Below are 12,951 nucleotides of genomic sequence, written 5' to 3'. Positions count from 1 at the left end.
GGCGACTACGCTTCCGTCATGATCACGACCTGGGAGCCCACAGCGTCAGACGTGCTGCGACTGCCCTCGGGCAGGCTCGTCCGGGGCCGTGGCCTGAGACATCCGCTTCCGGAGGGCCCGCGCCCGCAGTTCGCTCTCTACCTGCTCGGCCGCCGCCCCCCGTCCGTCGACTGGGAGCACCGGTGGGTGCGCTGGCCCGACTTCTGGCTGCCGTCCGACCGGGAGGCGACCGCCGAGGCGTTGCGTGAGGCATGGGCGCGCGCCGAGTCCGAGCGTGTCGAGGTCGCCTGCGGCGGCGGTCGCGGACGCACCGGCACGGCGCTGGCCTGCCTGGCCGTGCTCGACGGGGTGCCCAACGACCAGGCCGTCGCCTACGTACGCGAGCACTACTCGGCACACGCCGTCGAGACCCCCTGGCAGCGCCGCTTCGTCGCCCGCTTCCAGGGATAGCGGCACCGGCTCAGCCCACGTTGAGCGGCTCTCGCGCGGCCTCGGCCTGCTCCCGGGGGGACGACGAGCGGGCGCCGAGGGTCAGCCCCACGGTCAGGCAGATCAGCGGGATCGCCGGGATCACGTACCGCACGTCATAGGCGGCAAGGAACGGCGGGGAGACGACCAGCGCGAGCGCCGCCACGCCGGGCAGCAGCGCGTCCCACCGGCGCCGCACCAGCGCCGCCGCCAAGGCGCCGACCAGGGCCAGCATGAGCAGCGGGAACGGCACATAACCGAACCGCTGGTACGCGCGCAGCCACCCCGCGAACGGCTCGACCACCCGGGTGGCGGCCGGCCCGGCCTCGTACGACTCCGCCACCCCCCGCACCGACCCGCTCAGCGGCCGCTCCGCGGCGGGCAGCTTGTACGGCGTCTTCTCGTCCACGGCCGTACGCTCCCAGCGCAGCAGCTGCGTGAGATCGGTCGCGACCGCCCCGAGATACTCGACCGGCTGCGCGAGGATGGCCTGCCTGGCGAACTCCCCGGCGAGCTGGTTGCGATTGCCCGTCCCCGGCACCTTGAGCAGCGGCGAGAAGCTCTCCCACAGCCAGTGCGGCGGGTACGGGCGCTGCGCCACCGGCATGTCCGGGCAGAGCACGGCCAGCCGCTCCGGCGGCTTGATCACCGAGCAGTCGGCGAAGCTCATGGTCCTGGACCACAGGAAGTTCCCGTCCGCCTCGGTCAGCGCGAACTTCCCCTTCTCCACCTTCATCCAGGTGGCGTACGCGCCCAAGGGGATCGCGCCGGCCACCAGCAGCGCCACGAGCGGGCGCCAGCCGTACCTCCTGATCAGCAGGTACGCGGCCGTCAGGATCAGCAGCGGCAGGCCGACGGTCCTGGTGATCCCGGCCAGGCCGAGCAGCACGCCGCCGACGGCGGCCGTGGCAGGGGTGACGCGCCGGACGATGAGCAGGATCGCGACCGTGACCAGCACGATGAAGACGGCGTCCGCCATGATCATGTGCTCGAGCAGGATGAGGAACTCGTCATACAGCAGCGGGGTGACCAGCAGGGCGGCGCCCCAGCCCGGCAGGCCGCGCCGCCTCAGCAGGGCGTACACCGCCACCGCGAGCCCGAGCATGAGCAGGTGCTGCAGGACGGTCACCAGCGTGAGGCTGTGCGCGGGGCGGAGCAGCGCGAGGAGCAGCGAGTATCCGGAGGGCCTGGTCGTGCCGGGCGTCAGGTCCTCGCGCAGGAAGGCGAACGAGTCGCCGTAGAAGAGGATCGACGGCGGGAACCCGAGCACGGCGAGCAGTCGCAGCCCGACCGCGGGCAGCATGGCGATGACCAGGGCGCGATGAGCCAAGGTGGATCTGCTTCCTCGTGTGTCCGAGGCCCCCACAATAGTGGGTGTTCCGGACACTGACCGGCCGAGAGTTTCCGTGCCGGTCAGTTCTGCTCGGGGAGCGGATCCACGGGGATCGCCGGATCGAGGATGCGCAGGATGTCCGGGCGGTCGGTCAGGATCGGCCAGCGGGTGGCCCGCGCGCATAAAATCACGTGGCCGGCGGTGATGTCGGGCGACCCGTCGAGGATCTCCGCGATGTCGGGCACCTTTCCGGCGCTGAGTTCGTCGACCCGCACGGCCGGGCTGCTGATCAGATCGAAGAGCTCGGCTTTTGTCGCGAGCGGGACGATCGAATAGACGAGCGTCAGCGCGGTGGCCGGAATGCACAGCCCGCCGCCCCGGTAAAGGCAGAGCGCCGCGATGCTGCGGGAATGGTTCGTCTTGGCGACCGCTATGTCGACGAGCGCCCCCACATCGAGAACCCGCCCAGGAAGCATGGTCAATCCTCTTGATTCCGATGCAGGCCGAGCCCGAGCATCACTTCATCCGAAATCCGGTCCACCTGCAGTGCGTCGGCCGCCCGGTCCAGGTCTTCACACTGCAGGTTCCAGCGCTGGATCAGGATGGTCGCATGTGTCATGTTGGCGACTTCACGCTCCACGGCGGCGCGAATCACGTCGGAAATCATACGGCCATCGGAGCGCGCTTTCTGATGAACCGCATCAAGTGTCGCCTTGTCTAAATTTACGATGATTGATGTTGTTTCATCTGATTGGTCCCCCCGGGAAAGCCGAGGAGCCGACATTGGCCACGACGGCGGGGCGGGGGTGTCGGGGGCTTTGTCGTTGTCCGCGGAATTCCGCCGTGATGGAATGGGCATCGCCATACGCACGACGGTAGTCCTGTAACGCCGCCGCCGATAGTCACCCAGCGAGATCGGATGGTCATAAGGGCCTCCTGAGGAGTCATATGCACCGCGTCACGGCGAAAGACGGCACGTCCATCGCATACGAACGCCTCGGCGACGGCCCGGCGATCATCCTGGTCGGCGGCGCCACGGTCGACCGCTCCGGGAACGCGCAGCTCGCGCAGGAGCTGTCGGGCAGGTTCACCGTCTACAACTACGACCGGCGCGGCCGGGGCGACAGCGGCGACACGCTCCCGTACGCGGTCGAACGCGAGATCGAGGACATCGCCGCGCTCATCGCCGAGGCGGGCGGGGCCGCGCACCTGTTCGGGGCCTCGTCGGGCGGCGCGCTGGCGCTCGAGGCCGCGGCCGCCGGGCTCCCGATCGCCAAGCTGGCCGTGTACGAGGTGCCGTACAACCTGGCCCCCGACGGGCGGGAGCGCTGGCGCGAATACGTCGGGCGGCTCCACGCGCTGCTGGCCGAGGGTCGCAGGGGAGAGGCGTTCGCCCTGTTCATGGCGACGGCGGGCGCCACGGAGGAGATGGTGGAGCAGGCCCGCAACTCCCCGGCGTGGCCGGGGCTCGAGGCCGTCGCGCACACCCTCGCGTACGACGCCGCCTGCCTGGGCGACGGCCGGCCACCCGCCGACCGTCTGGTGGTGATCGCCTGCCCGACGCTGGTGGCCACCGGCGGGGCCAGCGCGGATTCGTACGTGGGCGGGGGAGGTGACTTCTTCGACCGGGCCGCGGACGCGATCGCCGCGTTCGTCCCCGGCGCCGTACGCGAGATCATCGAGGGCCAGACGCACATGGTCGACCCGAAGGCGCTGGCCCCGGTGCTCGCCCGCTTCCTCAGACGATGATCGCCCGTACGAGGTAGACCCAGCACTACTGCCCCTCCCCTCCCCGGTGGATACGGTCGGAAGGTGCTCAATCGGACCGCGCTGGAGGCGCTCACGCGGCGGCCGCTGCCCTTCCTGGGCTCGGCCTGGCCCTGGCGTTCCGCGGCGTACCTGCTGGCCAGCGCCGTTCCAGGCGTGGCCGTCGGGGTCGCGGTGTTCGCCACGATCCCGCTGGGCTGGTTCGTGGCGCCGGTCGTGCTGATGCTGAGCCTCCCCCTTGTCGCCTGGTTCGAGCGGCGGAGGCTGCGGCTCGTGGACGGCGTACCGCTGCCCGAGGTGCCGGACAGGCGTCGACGGGAGGCGGCGCTGGCCGTCCTCACGGTGCTCGCGCTGTGGTGGATCGACCTGATCATGCTGGCGTTCACGGTCGGCGGGCCGGTGATCCTGATCCTCTCGCCGGTCGTGCAGCCGCTCGCCGACTCGGTCGCCTTCGTGGTCTCCGTGGGAGGTGTGCTGCTGCTGCCCGTCGCCGCGTACACGATCACCGCCTGGGGCGGCGCGAGAGGGGCGATGGTACGGGCGATGCTCGCGCCGCAGGCCTCCGAGCTGAGCGAGGTGCTGCGGTCACGGGCGAGGCTGGTGGACGCGTTCGAGATGGAGCGCCGCAGGATCGAGCGGGACCTGCACGACGGCGCGCAGCAGCGGCTGGTCTCCCTGTCGATGACGCTCGGCCTGGCCAGGCTGGACCTGCCGGACGGCTCTCCCACGGGCCGGCTGATCGAGCGCGCCCACGACGAGGCCAAGCAGGCGCTGGCCGAACTGCGCGAGCTGATCAGGGGCGTGCACTCGCAGGTGCTCACCGACCGCGGGCTGGGCGCGGCGGTCCGCGACGTGGCGGGGCGCTCGCCCGTACCCGTGGATGTGGCCGTCGAGCTCGACGGCCGGTTGCCCGCGCCGGTGGAGGTCACCGCGTACTACGTGGTCAGCGAGGCGCTGGCGAACCTCGCCAAGCACAGCCGGGCCACCAGCGGCGCCGTCACGGCGCGGGTGGAGCGCGGCACGCTGGTCGTCGAGGTGCGCGACGACGGCGCGGGCGGCGCCGACCCGGCCAAGGGGACGGGGCTGACCGGGCTGGCCGACCGGCTGGCCGTGGTGGGCGGGAGACTGTCCCTGTCCAGCCCGGTCGGAGGGCCGACGTTGATACGAGTGGAGATCCCGTGCGGGTAGTGATCGCGGAGGACGCCGTACTGCTGCGGGAGGGCCTGGTCGGCCTGCTCGAACGGTTCGGCCACACCGTGGCCGCCTCGGTCGGCGACGCGCCCGCCCTGCTCGCCGCCGTCGCCGAGCACCGCCCCGACGCCGTGGTGACCGACGTGCGGATGCCGCCCGGCTTCTCCGACGAGGGGCTGCGGGCCGCGCTGGAGCTGCGCGAACGCCACCCGGAGCTGGCCGTGCTGGTGCTCAGCCAGTACGTCGAGCAGACGTACGCGGCCGAGCTGCTGGAGTCGGGCGCCGGCGCCGGCATCGGCTACCTGCTGAAAGACCGCATAGGTGATGTGCGCGAGTTCGTGGAGGCGCTCGACCGGGTGGCCGCCGGCGGCACGGTCGTGGACCCGGAGGTGGTCCGCCAGCTCCTGAGGCGGCGGCGCGACCCGCTGGCCAGGCTCACCCCGCGCGAGCAGCAGGTGCTCGGCCTGATCGCCGAGGGGCGGACGAACGCGTCGATCGCCAAGGAGCTGTTCGTCACCGAGGCGGCCGTGGCCAAGCACATCGCGAACATCTTCGCCAAGCTCGACCTGCCGCCCGAGTCCGACGGGCACAGGAGGGTGCTGGCGGTGCTGGCCTACCTCAGGTGATGCAGAGCTCGTTGCCCTCCGGGTCGGCGATGGTCACCCACCAGTTGGGCCCCTGGCGGCCGCGGTGCAGCACGGTCGCGCCCTTGGCGGTGAGCCGCTCGACCACGGGGTCGATGTTGTCGGCGCCCACCCGGATGTCGAGGTGCACGCGGTTCTTGACCGTCTTGGGCTCGGGCACGAGCTGGAACAGCACGCGCGGCGCGCGCTCGAGGCCGTCGGGATGCCTGATGGCCGTGCCGGACCTCCAGACCAGCGCGCCGTTGTGGCGGGTCGTGTCGTCGTCGGTGGCATAGCCCTTCTCGATCATCCCGCGGATGAACGCCTCGTCCTGGGGCTCCACCTTCCATCCGAGTGCGTCGGCCCACCAGTCCGCCAGCCGGTGAGGGTCGCTCGTGTCGATCACGACCTGGAAGTCATATGCCATGACCCAATCCTAAAAGTAGGGTTCCTTGGCATGAACGAGCAGTGGCTTGAGGTCGGTGACCGGGTCTATGTCCGGCGCCACCAGTCGTACGACATGAACGTGGGTCTGGTCGTGGGCGACGGGCACTGCCTGGTGCTCGACACGCGTGCCTCGCACAGGGAGGCGGCGGACCTGATCGAGGCGGTCAGGAGGATCACCGGCAGCCCGTGGACGGTCGTGAACAGCCACTCCCATTTCGACCACTTCTTTGGCAACGCGCTCTTCGGCCCCGCCGAGATCTGGGGTCACGTCAGGTGCGCCGAGGAGATCGAGCAGTACGGCGTGCAGCAACGCACCATGATGATCGAGGCGAAGCCCGAGCGGCGTGAGGAGTTCGAGGAGGTCGCGATCGTCCCGCCGGACCACACGTTCACGGCCGCGGCCAGCCTCGACATCGGCGGTCGCATTGTGCACCTGCGGCATTTCGGGCTCGGGCACAGCAGCAACGACATCGTCGTGCACGTTCCCGACGCGGGTGTGGTGTTCGCCGGTGACCTGGTGGAGGAGGGGGCGCCGCCGGCGTTCAGCGACTCGTACCCGCTCGACTGGCCGGCCACCATGGCGGCGATGCTGGACGAGCTGCCCGAGCAGGTGATCGTGCCGGGGCACGGCGCGGTGGTGGACCGGGCGTTCGCGCAGGCGCAGCACGAGGAGCTCGTCCTCGTGGCCGAGCTCGCCAGGCGGGCCCACGTGGAGGGTCTGCGCGACCTGATCAAGCTCTTCCCCTATTCGGAGGACGTGACCAGGGAGGCGATCGACAGGGCCTTCCTGCAGCTCGACGCCTAAGCTATATTGCAAAGTGCAATATAGAAGGAGGCATCATGGCGCAACGCCAGAGCTTGGTCGGCCTGACCGTGCTGGCCCTGCTCACTGTGCGCCCGAGCCACCCGTACGAGCTGCACCGGTTCATCATCGACACGCACAAGGACTACATCACCGGCCTGCCGCGCAGCCTCTACCACGCGGTCGAGCGGCTGGCCAAGGACGAGCTGATCGTGCCCGCCAAGACCGACCGCGAGGGCCGCAGGCCGGAGCGCACGGTCTACGAGATCACCGACGAGGGCCGTGAAGAGCTGGCCACCCGGCTCCGTCAGCTCCTGGAGAAGCCCGACCCCGACCGGCGCGGCTTCGTCGCGGCCGTCTCGCTCATCGGCTGCCTGCCGCTGACGGAGGCCAAGCGGGCGCTGCGCGGCCGGACGGCCTCGATCGAGGGCCTCCTCGCCGGGATGGAGGCTCACAGGAGGGCCATCGCCGACAGCGGCCTGCCCGAGATCCTCATGCTGGAGGTGGAGTGCGAGCAGGCGCTCTACACCGCCGAGCTCGATTGGGTCAGGAGGCTGATCGACCGGCTCGACAGAGGCGAGCTCGACTGGGAGACCACAGCCGAGCTGTGAAAGAGGCCGCCGGAGTGCGCCAACACCCCGGCGGCCGGACATCCGAACAAGGCGCCTGCCCTGCCCGAACTCGCATTCACAGGATAGGCGCCGCGACACAGGGAGCTGTGCCATGTCCACAGAGAAAGAGATCTTTCGCCTGCTCGCGCGCATCGCGGAGACCTGGAACGCCGGGGACTCCGAGGGCTACGCCGGGCTCTTCACCGAGGACGCCGACTACATCACGTTCTTCGGCCAGCACCTGAAGGGCAGGCAGGCCATCGAGGAGGCGCACCGCGGGCTGTTCCAGCTCGACATCAAGCTGGCGGGTGGAGGCCCGGAGCCGCTGATCAAGCCGCTCACCGACGACGTCGCCCTCGTGATCGTGGGCGGCACCTCGTCCGTGAACGGCGAGCCCGACCCAGGCCGCGAGTCCGCCATCACGCTGACCGCGCTGCGCACCCCTGAGGGTTGGCGTTTCGCCTCCTTCCACAACACCCGGGTGCGCAAGCCATGAGCAGGCGGCTCATCACCGAGGTCGCCGGAGTGATCGCCGCCCCGGTCGAGGAAGTGTGGCCGGTGCTCGTCCAGCGCGTCCCGAGCACGGAGCAGGGCGAGCACAGCCTGGCCTACCAGGGCGGCTGGTGGTACCGCGGAGAATGGTCGGTCACCCCCGACCCCGAGGGCACGCGCCTGGTCCACCGCGTCTACGACGTGGCGGGCAACCACTGGGCCGTCGCCCTGGGCAACCGGCTCTTCATCGGGTTCCGCGAGCGCACGCGCCGGGGGTTCGCCGAGGGTCTGGCCCACATCGGACAGCAGTTGGGGTGCGCCACCAGGCTCGCCTAAGCTGCCGACCATGGAATGGGGACCCCTGACCCGGGAGGACGCCCGGCCCCTGGCCGAGCTCTGGGCCGCCATGGAGGCCGAAGACAGGATGGGCATGCTGTACGGCGTCGACGACGTCGCGGAGCACCTCTCCAGCGAGCTGATCGACCTGGCCGAGGGCACGCTCGCGGCCAGGGACGGCGATCGGATCGCGGCCTTCGGCTCTCTCCCGGTCAGGCAGTCCGCCGACGGCGTTCACCTGATGCACATCACGGGCGGCGTGCACCCGTCCTACCGCAGGCAAGGGCTCGGCAGGCGCGTCATCGACTGGTGCGTCCAGACGGCGCCGGAGGTGAGCGAGAAGGCTTACCCCGGCGTCCCTCTGGAGCTCCAGCTCGACGTCTACGACGGTCAGCCAGGTCTCACCGCGCTGGTGGAGCAGGCCGGGTTCGCCCCCGTGCGCACGTTCGCCCGCATGGAACGGAGCCTGGCGGGCGACCTGCCCGCGCCCGGGTCGCCGGACGGCGTGTCCATCGCCACCTGGTCGCCCGAGCTGGACGACGGCGCCCGCCACGTGCGCAACGAGGCGTTCCGCGACCATTGGGGCAGCGTGCAGCACACCCCCGAGAGCTGGCGCGCTCTCATCAGCGGCTCCAGGAACTTCCGCCCCGAGTCGTCGTTCGTGGCGCTGGCCGACGGTCGCGCGGTGGGCGTGCTGATCACCCACTTCTTCGAGGCGCGGGCCGCGCGGCGCGGCGAGCGCCAGGCGTGGATCCAGATCATCGCCACATTGAGGGAGTGGCGCGGCAAGGGCGTGGCGAGCGCGCTGATCGGGCACGCCCTTGCCACGTTCAGGGATCAGGGGTACGAGAGCACCGGGCTCGGCGTCGACGCTCACAATCCCACGGGAGCCGTCCGGGTGTACTCCCGCGCGGGCTTCGAGATCGCCAAGCGCAGCACGACCTACGCCCTGCGGATCAAGCGAGCCTGATCGTCCCCTTGCTGACGCTCGCCACCGCGCAGCCCTGGTGGGTGCAGATGGCGCTGCGGCGTGTGAGCATGGTTGCTCCTTCAACCATCCACACGTCTCCGGATTATCAGCTGGTTCATGCGGTTTTCAGGGGAAATTTCGCGACGAATCCGGAATCTGCGTACTCCAGCGTGCCCTCGTGCAGCAGGGCGATGTCCCGCGCGATCGGCAGCCCGAGCCCGGCACCGCCGGCGTCCCTGGCCCGCGCCTCGTCGAGCCTGGTGAAGCGGGCGAACACCGCCTCCCGCTGCTCCGGCGGGATCCCGGGCCCGTCGTCCTGCACCTCCAGCACGGCCTGTCCCTCCACCGCACGTACGCGGACCCGGACGGTGGAGGCGGCGTGCCGTACCGCGTTGTCGGCCAGGTTCGTCACCAGGCGGTCGAGGTGGGCACGCGAGCCGTTCATCACGACGTCCGGCTCGATGTCCAGCTCCACCCGCACGTCGGGGCGGCGCCGGGCCCGGAGGGACTCCTCGGCGGCCACCTGGCCCAGGTCCAGCTCGGCCGTGCGCAGCGGCTCGCCGGCGTCCAGCTTGGCCAGGATGAGCAGGTCGGCGGCCAGGGACTGCAGGCGTTCGACGTCGGCCAGCGCCTCCCGGGTGAGCTCACTGGGCGCGGCCAGCTCCAGGCGGGCGCGCAGGGTGGCGATGGGGCTGCGCAGCTCGTGCGCCGCGTCCGCGACGAAGCGCTTGTGCGTCTCCACCGCCGTCTCCAGGCGGTCGAGGGTGCCGTTCACGGTCGTGGCCAGCGCGGCGATCTCGTCCTTCGAGCCGGGCACGGGCACGCGCTGGTGCAGGTCGCGGGCGGTGATGTCGGCCACCTTGGCCCTGATGGCGGCCACGGGGGCGAGCGCGCGGCCCACTGAGATCCACGTCATCCCGGCCACCACGAGCAGCACGGCGGGCACGCCGGGCAGCAGCGCGCCGTACAGCGTCCGCAGCGCCTCCTCGGCGCCGTCCAGGGAGACCCGCGACCAGACCGTGGCGGGACCGGCCGCGGTGCTCACCTTGAGTCCGGCGACGGCGTACTTCCGCGGCTCCGCCCACTCGGCGGTCGAGGCCGCCTTGTCGTCGGTCAGCAGCACGTCGGGGTCGGCGAACTTGGCCGTCGTGCCGTCGCTCAGCCGGATCACGCCACCCTTGCTCGCGATCTGGATCGGCGGGGGCTCTCCCGCGGTGGTGGGTGCCTTGTCGGCGCGTACGATCTCCATGGCCTCCGCGTACGGCACCGCGGCCACGGCCTTCTTGGCCGCCTCGGCGTCGGCGTTGCGCTGCAGCGTGCTGCGCAGGACGGCCACCAGCGACAGGGCCGCCAGGCCCAGGGCGAGGGCGACCACGAGGGTGGCGGCGACGGTCGCCTTCAGGCGCACCGAGGAGAGCACGGCCACCAGCTTCACGCCGCCTCCAACCGGTAGCCGGCCCCGCGGACCGTCATGAGCGTCGTCCTGGCGAAGGGCACGTCGATCTTACGACGGAGGGCGCTGATGTAGACCTCGACGATGTTCGGGTCGCCGTCGTAGGAGAAGTCCCAGGCCTGGGCCAGCAGTTCGCTCTTGGAGACCACCTCGCCGGCCCGGCGCGCGAGCGCGTGCAGCACCGCGAACTCCTTCGGCGTCAGCGCGATCTCCGCCTCGCCCCTGCGGCACTTCAGCGCGGCGGGGTCGACGACCAGGTCGCCCACGGTGATCGAGACGGGCCGCTCCCGTCCGCCCCGCCGCACCAGCGCCCGTAACCTGGCCAGCAGCACCACGTACGAGAACGGCTTGGCCAGATAGTCGTCGGCCCCGTTGTCGAGCGCCTCGGCCTCGTCGTAGATGCCGTCCTTGGCCGTGAGCATCATGATCGGCGTCCAGTCGCCCGCCTCGCGCAGCCTGGAGCAGAGCGCGTACCCGTTCATCCTGGGCAGCATCACGTCCAGGACGATCACGTCGTACGTGTTCTCGGTGGCCATCCACAGGCCGTCGCGCCCGTCGTGGGCCACGTCCACCGCGAAGCCCTCGCCCGCCAGACCGCCCTTCACCAGGTCGGCCAGCCGCTCCTCGTCCTCCACCAGTAGCACTCGCACACCGATCAGGGTGCCTCAGGCCACCTAAAGCCAACCTGAAGATCATTTAGGCCCTCTTCAGGATCGTTTAAGGTACGCCGCGCCAGTCTCGAGGCGTTCGACCGATCCCAGTGAGGAGAATCCATGTTCAAGCGACGTCTCGCGGTGCTCGGCGCGGTCGCCGTACTCGCCGTCACCGGCCTGGCCGGCTCCGCCATGGCCGACGAGAGCCCGGCCGCTCCCGGCGCCAAGGTGACCTGCAAGACCGCCGACGGCAAGACCATCACCCTGCCCGAGATCGGCAGCAAGGCGATCACGCGTGACGGCGAGCCCGGCGGCTGGGCGAGGACCAAGCGCCTTCCCGAGGGCGAGACCCTTCCGCCGGACGTGGCCAAGGCCGAGGCGCTCCCGCGGGACGCGGTCAAGGCCGAGGCGCTCCCGCCGGGCGCGGTCAAGGTCGAGAAGCTCCCGGACGGCGTGAAGGTCGAGCGGCTCCCGGATGGGGAGCTCCCCGAGAGCGTGGAGGCCGTCCCTGCGCAGCCGGCGGAGCCCGGGGACTGGGGACCTGTACACGTGCAGCCGCCGGCCGGCGCGCCCAAGGACGCCATGAAGGTGAGGATCATCTGCGAGAAGGCCGACCAGATCACTCCGTAAAGGACGGGTGCGGCCCCAGCGCCCAGTACTCGTAGAGCCCGTGGCCGACGAGCCCGTCGTACTCGAAGCGCCCGACGGCGTCCACCATGCCCCACATCCTGGCGGCGTCGTCGGGCAGCCGGTACGTCACGCCCTGCACGACGGGCCCCTCGCCCTGGTACATCCCGTGCTTCCAGTCGGGCTCGAGCCCGTAGCCGGTGCCGACCATGAGGTGCACCGGCAGGAGGGGAGTGCAGCGCACGTCGAACGGCTTGCCGCCGGGCGGGGAGAAGGTGATCGTGGCCTCGACGACGTCGCGGGTGCCGGGGGCATAGACCGGGCGGTACTCCGGCCTGCCGAGGTACTCCTCCTCGCGTCCGTCGGACCAGACGCGTACGGCCTCCTCCAGCACCCTGCGGCCGCGCTCGTCCTCCTGGATGATGCAGAGGATGGCGTGGTCGTCGAACCGCATGGGCGCGTAGAGCCAGTAGAACGTGCCCGGGTTCTTGGCCTGGATGCCGGGCGGCTCGGGCTCGCCGACCGGCCTGATGCCCCAGGACCGGTCCCTGGTGCCCTGCCAGCGGTCGGGCGTGACCGGTATGTCCTCCTCGCCGATCCTGATATTTCCGGACCAGAGCCCTGTCTGCGCCAGCCGTACCGAGTCGAACATGACCCGCTCCTGCCACCGCAGGAAGTGCCGCGGCTCCAGGGTCGCCGGGATCGTGCCCTCCCAGAGGAGGTCGAAGGCCAGGCCGTGCTCGTTCGGCTCCAGGACCACCCTGAGGCGCTTGAGCCCTTCGAGCACCTCGACGCGGAACGGGCCTATAACGGTGTTCATCCGGTCGGGGCCCAGCTCGCGGGAGGCCCGTACGACGCGGTGCAGGTCCCTGTGGCGTACGCAGGCGAAGGCGTCGGTGACGCCCAGGTTGGGGTACTGGCCGAGGCCGACGATCAGCATGAGCTCGTCGGTGCCGGGGTGGCAGTTGAAGTAGTAGCGGTCGTAGAAGTTGCGATCGGAGGCGGCGACGTGCCGCATGACCTGGGCGGTCTGGTGAACGGGGTAGTCGTCCAGCGGGGAGAGGGCCATGCTCGGGTTTGTAGCAAGCGCTTGGTGGCGCGTCAACGGGGCCCCGAACAGGGAAGCGGATCATCCCCGTTCATCCCGCCGCCGAGACCGTGCTGGGCGAGACCGGATA

At 70.7% G+C, this 12,951-nt stretch carries 17 protein-coding genes; 10 read left to right on the top strand and 7 right to left on the bottom strand.

Features of this window, described 5'->3' with window-relative positions:
* Positions 1-18: 18 nt before the first annotated feature.
* Entirely contained in the window at positions 19-450 is a 432-nt protein-coding gene (locus AB0J64_RS42220; protein ID WP_364040809.1) for a protein-tyrosine phosphatase family protein, read from the top strand.
* A gap of 10 nt (positions 451-460) precedes the next feature.
* On the opposite strand, the gene AB0J64_RS42215 is transcribed toward AB0J64_RS42220, so the two are convergent.
* The 3 genes from AB0J64_RS42215 to AB0J64_RS42205 form a co-directional block, all read right to left on the bottom strand.
* Positions 461-1,798, bottom strand: a complete 1,338-nt coding sequence (locus tag AB0J64_RS42215) for a hypothetical protein (RefSeq protein ID WP_364040806.1) — start codon at positions 1,796-1,798, stop codon at positions 461-463.
* 83 nt (positions 1,799-1,881) lie between these two features.
* Positions 1,882-2,277, bottom strand: a complete 396-nt coding sequence (locus AB0J64_RS42210) for a hypothetical protein (protein ID WP_364040803.1) — start codon at positions 2,275-2,277, stop codon at positions 1,882-1,884.
* A gap of 2 nt (positions 2,278-2,279) precedes the next feature.
* Positions 2,280-2,666 carry a hypothetical protein gene (locus AB0J64_RS42205; RefSeq protein WP_344999481.1) on the bottom strand — a complete coding sequence of 129 codons (387 nt, stop codon included), beginning with the start codon at positions 2,664-2,666 and terminating at the stop codon, positions 2,280-2,282.
* Between the two features lie 83 nt (positions 2,667-2,749).
* Between AB0J64_RS42205 and AB0J64_RS42200 the strand changes: the two genes are divergently transcribed.
* The 3 genes from AB0J64_RS42200 to AB0J64_RS42190 all read left to right on the top strand — a co-directional run bounded on the left by AB0J64_RS42200 (position 2,750) and on the right by AB0J64_RS42190 (position 5,385).
* Positions 2,750-3,550 carry an alpha/beta hydrolase gene (locus tag AB0J64_RS42200; protein WP_364040799.1) on the top strand — a complete coding sequence of 267 codons (801 nt, stop codon included), beginning with the start codon at positions 2,750-2,752 and terminating at the stop codon, positions 3,548-3,550.
* Between the two features lie 63 nt (positions 3,551-3,613).
* Positions 3,614-4,756 carry a histidine kinase gene (locus AB0J64_RS42195; protein WP_364040796.1) on the top strand — a complete coding sequence of 381 codons (1,143 nt, stop codon included), beginning with the start codon at positions 3,614-3,616 and terminating at the stop codon, positions 4,754-4,756.
* Positions 4,747-5,385, top strand: coding sequence for a response regulator transcription factor (locus AB0J64_RS42190; RefSeq protein WP_344999475.1), 639 nt, complete (start codon positions 4,747-4,749; stop codon positions 5,383-5,385). The genes AB0J64_RS42195 and AB0J64_RS42190 overlap by 10 nt, the downstream gene beginning before the upstream one ends.
* Here AB0J64_RS42190 and AB0J64_RS42185 read toward each other — a convergent pair.
* Complete coding sequence (locus AB0J64_RS42185) at positions 5,378-5,809, bottom strand: VOC family protein (RefSeq protein ID WP_364040791.1); 432 nt, start codon at positions 5,807-5,809, stop codon at positions 5,378-5,380. The genes AB0J64_RS42190 and AB0J64_RS42185 overlap by 8 nt on opposite strands.
* A gap of 30 nt (positions 5,810-5,839) precedes the next feature.
* On the opposite strand from AB0J64_RS42185, the gene AB0J64_RS42180 reads away from it, so the two are divergent.
* The 5 genes from AB0J64_RS42180 (at position 5,840) to AB0J64_RS42160 (ending at position 9,040) form a co-directional block, all read left to right on the top strand.
* Positions 5,840-6,634 (top strand): MBL fold metallo-hydrolase, encoded by a 795-nt coding sequence (locus tag AB0J64_RS42180; protein ID WP_364040788.1) that lies wholly within the window; start codon positions 5,840-5,842, stop codon positions 6,632-6,634.
* Positions 6,635-6,669: 35 nt separating this feature from the next.
* Positions 6,670-7,242 carry a PadR family transcriptional regulator gene (locus AB0J64_RS42175; protein ID WP_364040785.1) on the top strand — a complete coding sequence of 191 codons (573 nt, stop codon included), beginning with the start codon at positions 6,670-6,672 and terminating at the stop codon, positions 7,240-7,242.
* 112 nt (positions 7,243-7,354) lie between these two features.
* Positions 7,355-7,738, top strand: coding sequence for an SgcJ/EcaC family oxidoreductase (locus tag AB0J64_RS42170; protein ID WP_364040782.1), 384 nt, complete (start codon positions 7,355-7,357; stop codon positions 7,736-7,738).
* Positions 7,735-8,070 carry a hypothetical protein gene (locus tag AB0J64_RS42165; protein WP_364040779.1) on the top strand — a complete coding sequence of 112 codons (336 nt, stop codon included), beginning with the start codon at positions 7,735-7,737 and terminating at the stop codon, positions 8,068-8,070. Before AB0J64_RS42170 ends, AB0J64_RS42165 begins: the two co-directional genes overlap by 4 nt.
* A gap of 10 nt (positions 8,071-8,080) precedes the next feature.
* The gene (locus AB0J64_RS42160) at positions 8,081-9,040 is read left to right on the top strand and encodes a GNAT family N-acetyltransferase (RefSeq protein ID WP_364040776.1); all 960 of its coding nucleotides are present in this window, start codon (positions 8,081-8,083) and stop codon (positions 9,038-9,040) included.
* 115 nt (positions 9,041-9,155) lie between these two features.
* Here the strand turns inward: AB0J64_RS42160 and AB0J64_RS42155 are convergent, their stop codons facing one another.
* Both AB0J64_RS42155 and AB0J64_RS42150 read right to left on the bottom strand, forming a co-directional pair.
* On the bottom strand, positions 9,156-10,475 hold the full coding sequence (locus AB0J64_RS42155; protein ID WP_364040774.1) for an ATP-binding protein: 1,320 nt from the start codon (positions 10,473-10,475) through the stop codon (positions 9,156-9,158).
* Entirely contained in the window at positions 10,472-11,143 is a 672-nt protein-coding gene (locus AB0J64_RS42150; protein WP_364040772.1) for a response regulator transcription factor, read from the bottom strand. Before AB0J64_RS42150 ends, AB0J64_RS42155 begins: the two co-directional genes overlap by 4 nt.
* A 123-nt stretch (positions 11,144-11,266) precedes the next feature.
* On the opposite strand from AB0J64_RS42150, the gene AB0J64_RS42145 reads away from it, so the two are divergent.
* Positions 11,267-11,776: a hypothetical protein gene (locus tag AB0J64_RS42145; protein ID WP_364040770.1), complete on the top strand. Its 510-nt coding sequence runs from the start codon at positions 11,267-11,269 to the stop codon at positions 11,774-11,776.
* Here the strand turns inward: AB0J64_RS42145 and AB0J64_RS42140 are convergent.
* Positions 11,766-12,842, bottom strand: a complete 1,077-nt coding sequence (locus AB0J64_RS42140; protein ID WP_364040767.1) for a hypothetical protein — start codon at positions 12,840-12,842, stop codon at positions 11,766-11,768. The two genes, AB0J64_RS42145 and AB0J64_RS42140, sit on opposite strands and share 11 nt — an antisense overlap.
* Positions 12,843-12,951 lie beyond the last annotated feature (109 nt).

Source organism: Nonomuraea sp. NPDC049695 (genome assembly GCF_040674955.1).
Classification (GTDB): Bacteria; Actinomycetota; Actinomycetes; order Streptosporangiales; family Streptosporangiaceae; genus Nonomuraea; species Nonomuraea helvata.
This window is presented reverse-complemented; position numbering and strand designations above follow the sequence as displayed.

Excerpts from the sequence above, each read along its gene's own strand:
- AB0J64_RS42220 (WP_364040809.1), top strand. The coding sequence starts at position 19 with ATGATCACGACCTGGGAGCCCACAGCGTCAGACGTGCTGCGACTGCCC.
- AB0J64_RS42210 (WP_364040803.1), bottom strand. The coding sequence starts at position 2,277 with ATGCTTCCTGGGCGGGTTCTCGATGTGGGGGCGCTCGTCGACATAGCG.
- AB0J64_RS42205 (WP_344999481.1), bottom strand. The coding sequence starts at position 2,666 with ATGGCGATGCCCATTCCATCACGGCGGAATTCCGCGGACAACGACAAA.
- AB0J64_RS42200 (WP_364040799.1), top strand. The coding sequence starts at position 2,750 with ATGCACCGCGTCACGGCGAAAGACGGCACGTCCATCGCATACGAACGC.
- AB0J64_RS42185 (WP_364040791.1), bottom strand. The coding sequence starts at position 5,809 with ATGGCATATGACTTCCAGGTCGTGATCGACACGAGCGACCCTCACCGG.
- AB0J64_RS42180 (WP_364040788.1), top strand. The coding sequence starts at position 5,840 with ATGAACGAGCAGTGGCTTGAGGTCGGTGACCGGGTCTATGTCCGGCGC.
- AB0J64_RS42175 (WP_364040785.1), top strand. The coding sequence starts at position 6,670 with ATGGCGCAACGCCAGAGCTTGGTCGGCCTGACCGTGCTGGCCCTGCTC.
- AB0J64_RS42170 (WP_364040782.1), top strand. The coding sequence starts at position 7,355 with ATGTCCACAGAGAAAGAGATCTTTCGCCTGCTCGCGCGCATCGCGGAG.
- AB0J64_RS42165 (WP_364040779.1), top strand. The coding sequence starts at position 7,735 with ATGAGCAGGCGGCTCATCACCGAGGTCGCCGGAGTGATCGCCGCCCCG.
- AB0J64_RS42160 (WP_364040776.1), top strand. The coding sequence starts at position 8,081 with ATGGAATGGGGACCCCTGACCCGGGAGGACGCCCGGCCCCTGGCCGAG.
- AB0J64_RS42145 (WP_364040770.1), top strand. The coding sequence starts at position 11,267 with ATGTTCAAGCGACGTCTCGCGGTGCTCGGCGCGGTCGCCGTACTCGCC.
- AB0J64_RS42140 (WP_364040767.1), bottom strand. The coding sequence starts at position 12,842 with ATGGCCCTCTCCCCGCTGGACGACTACCCCGTTCACCAGACCGCCCAG.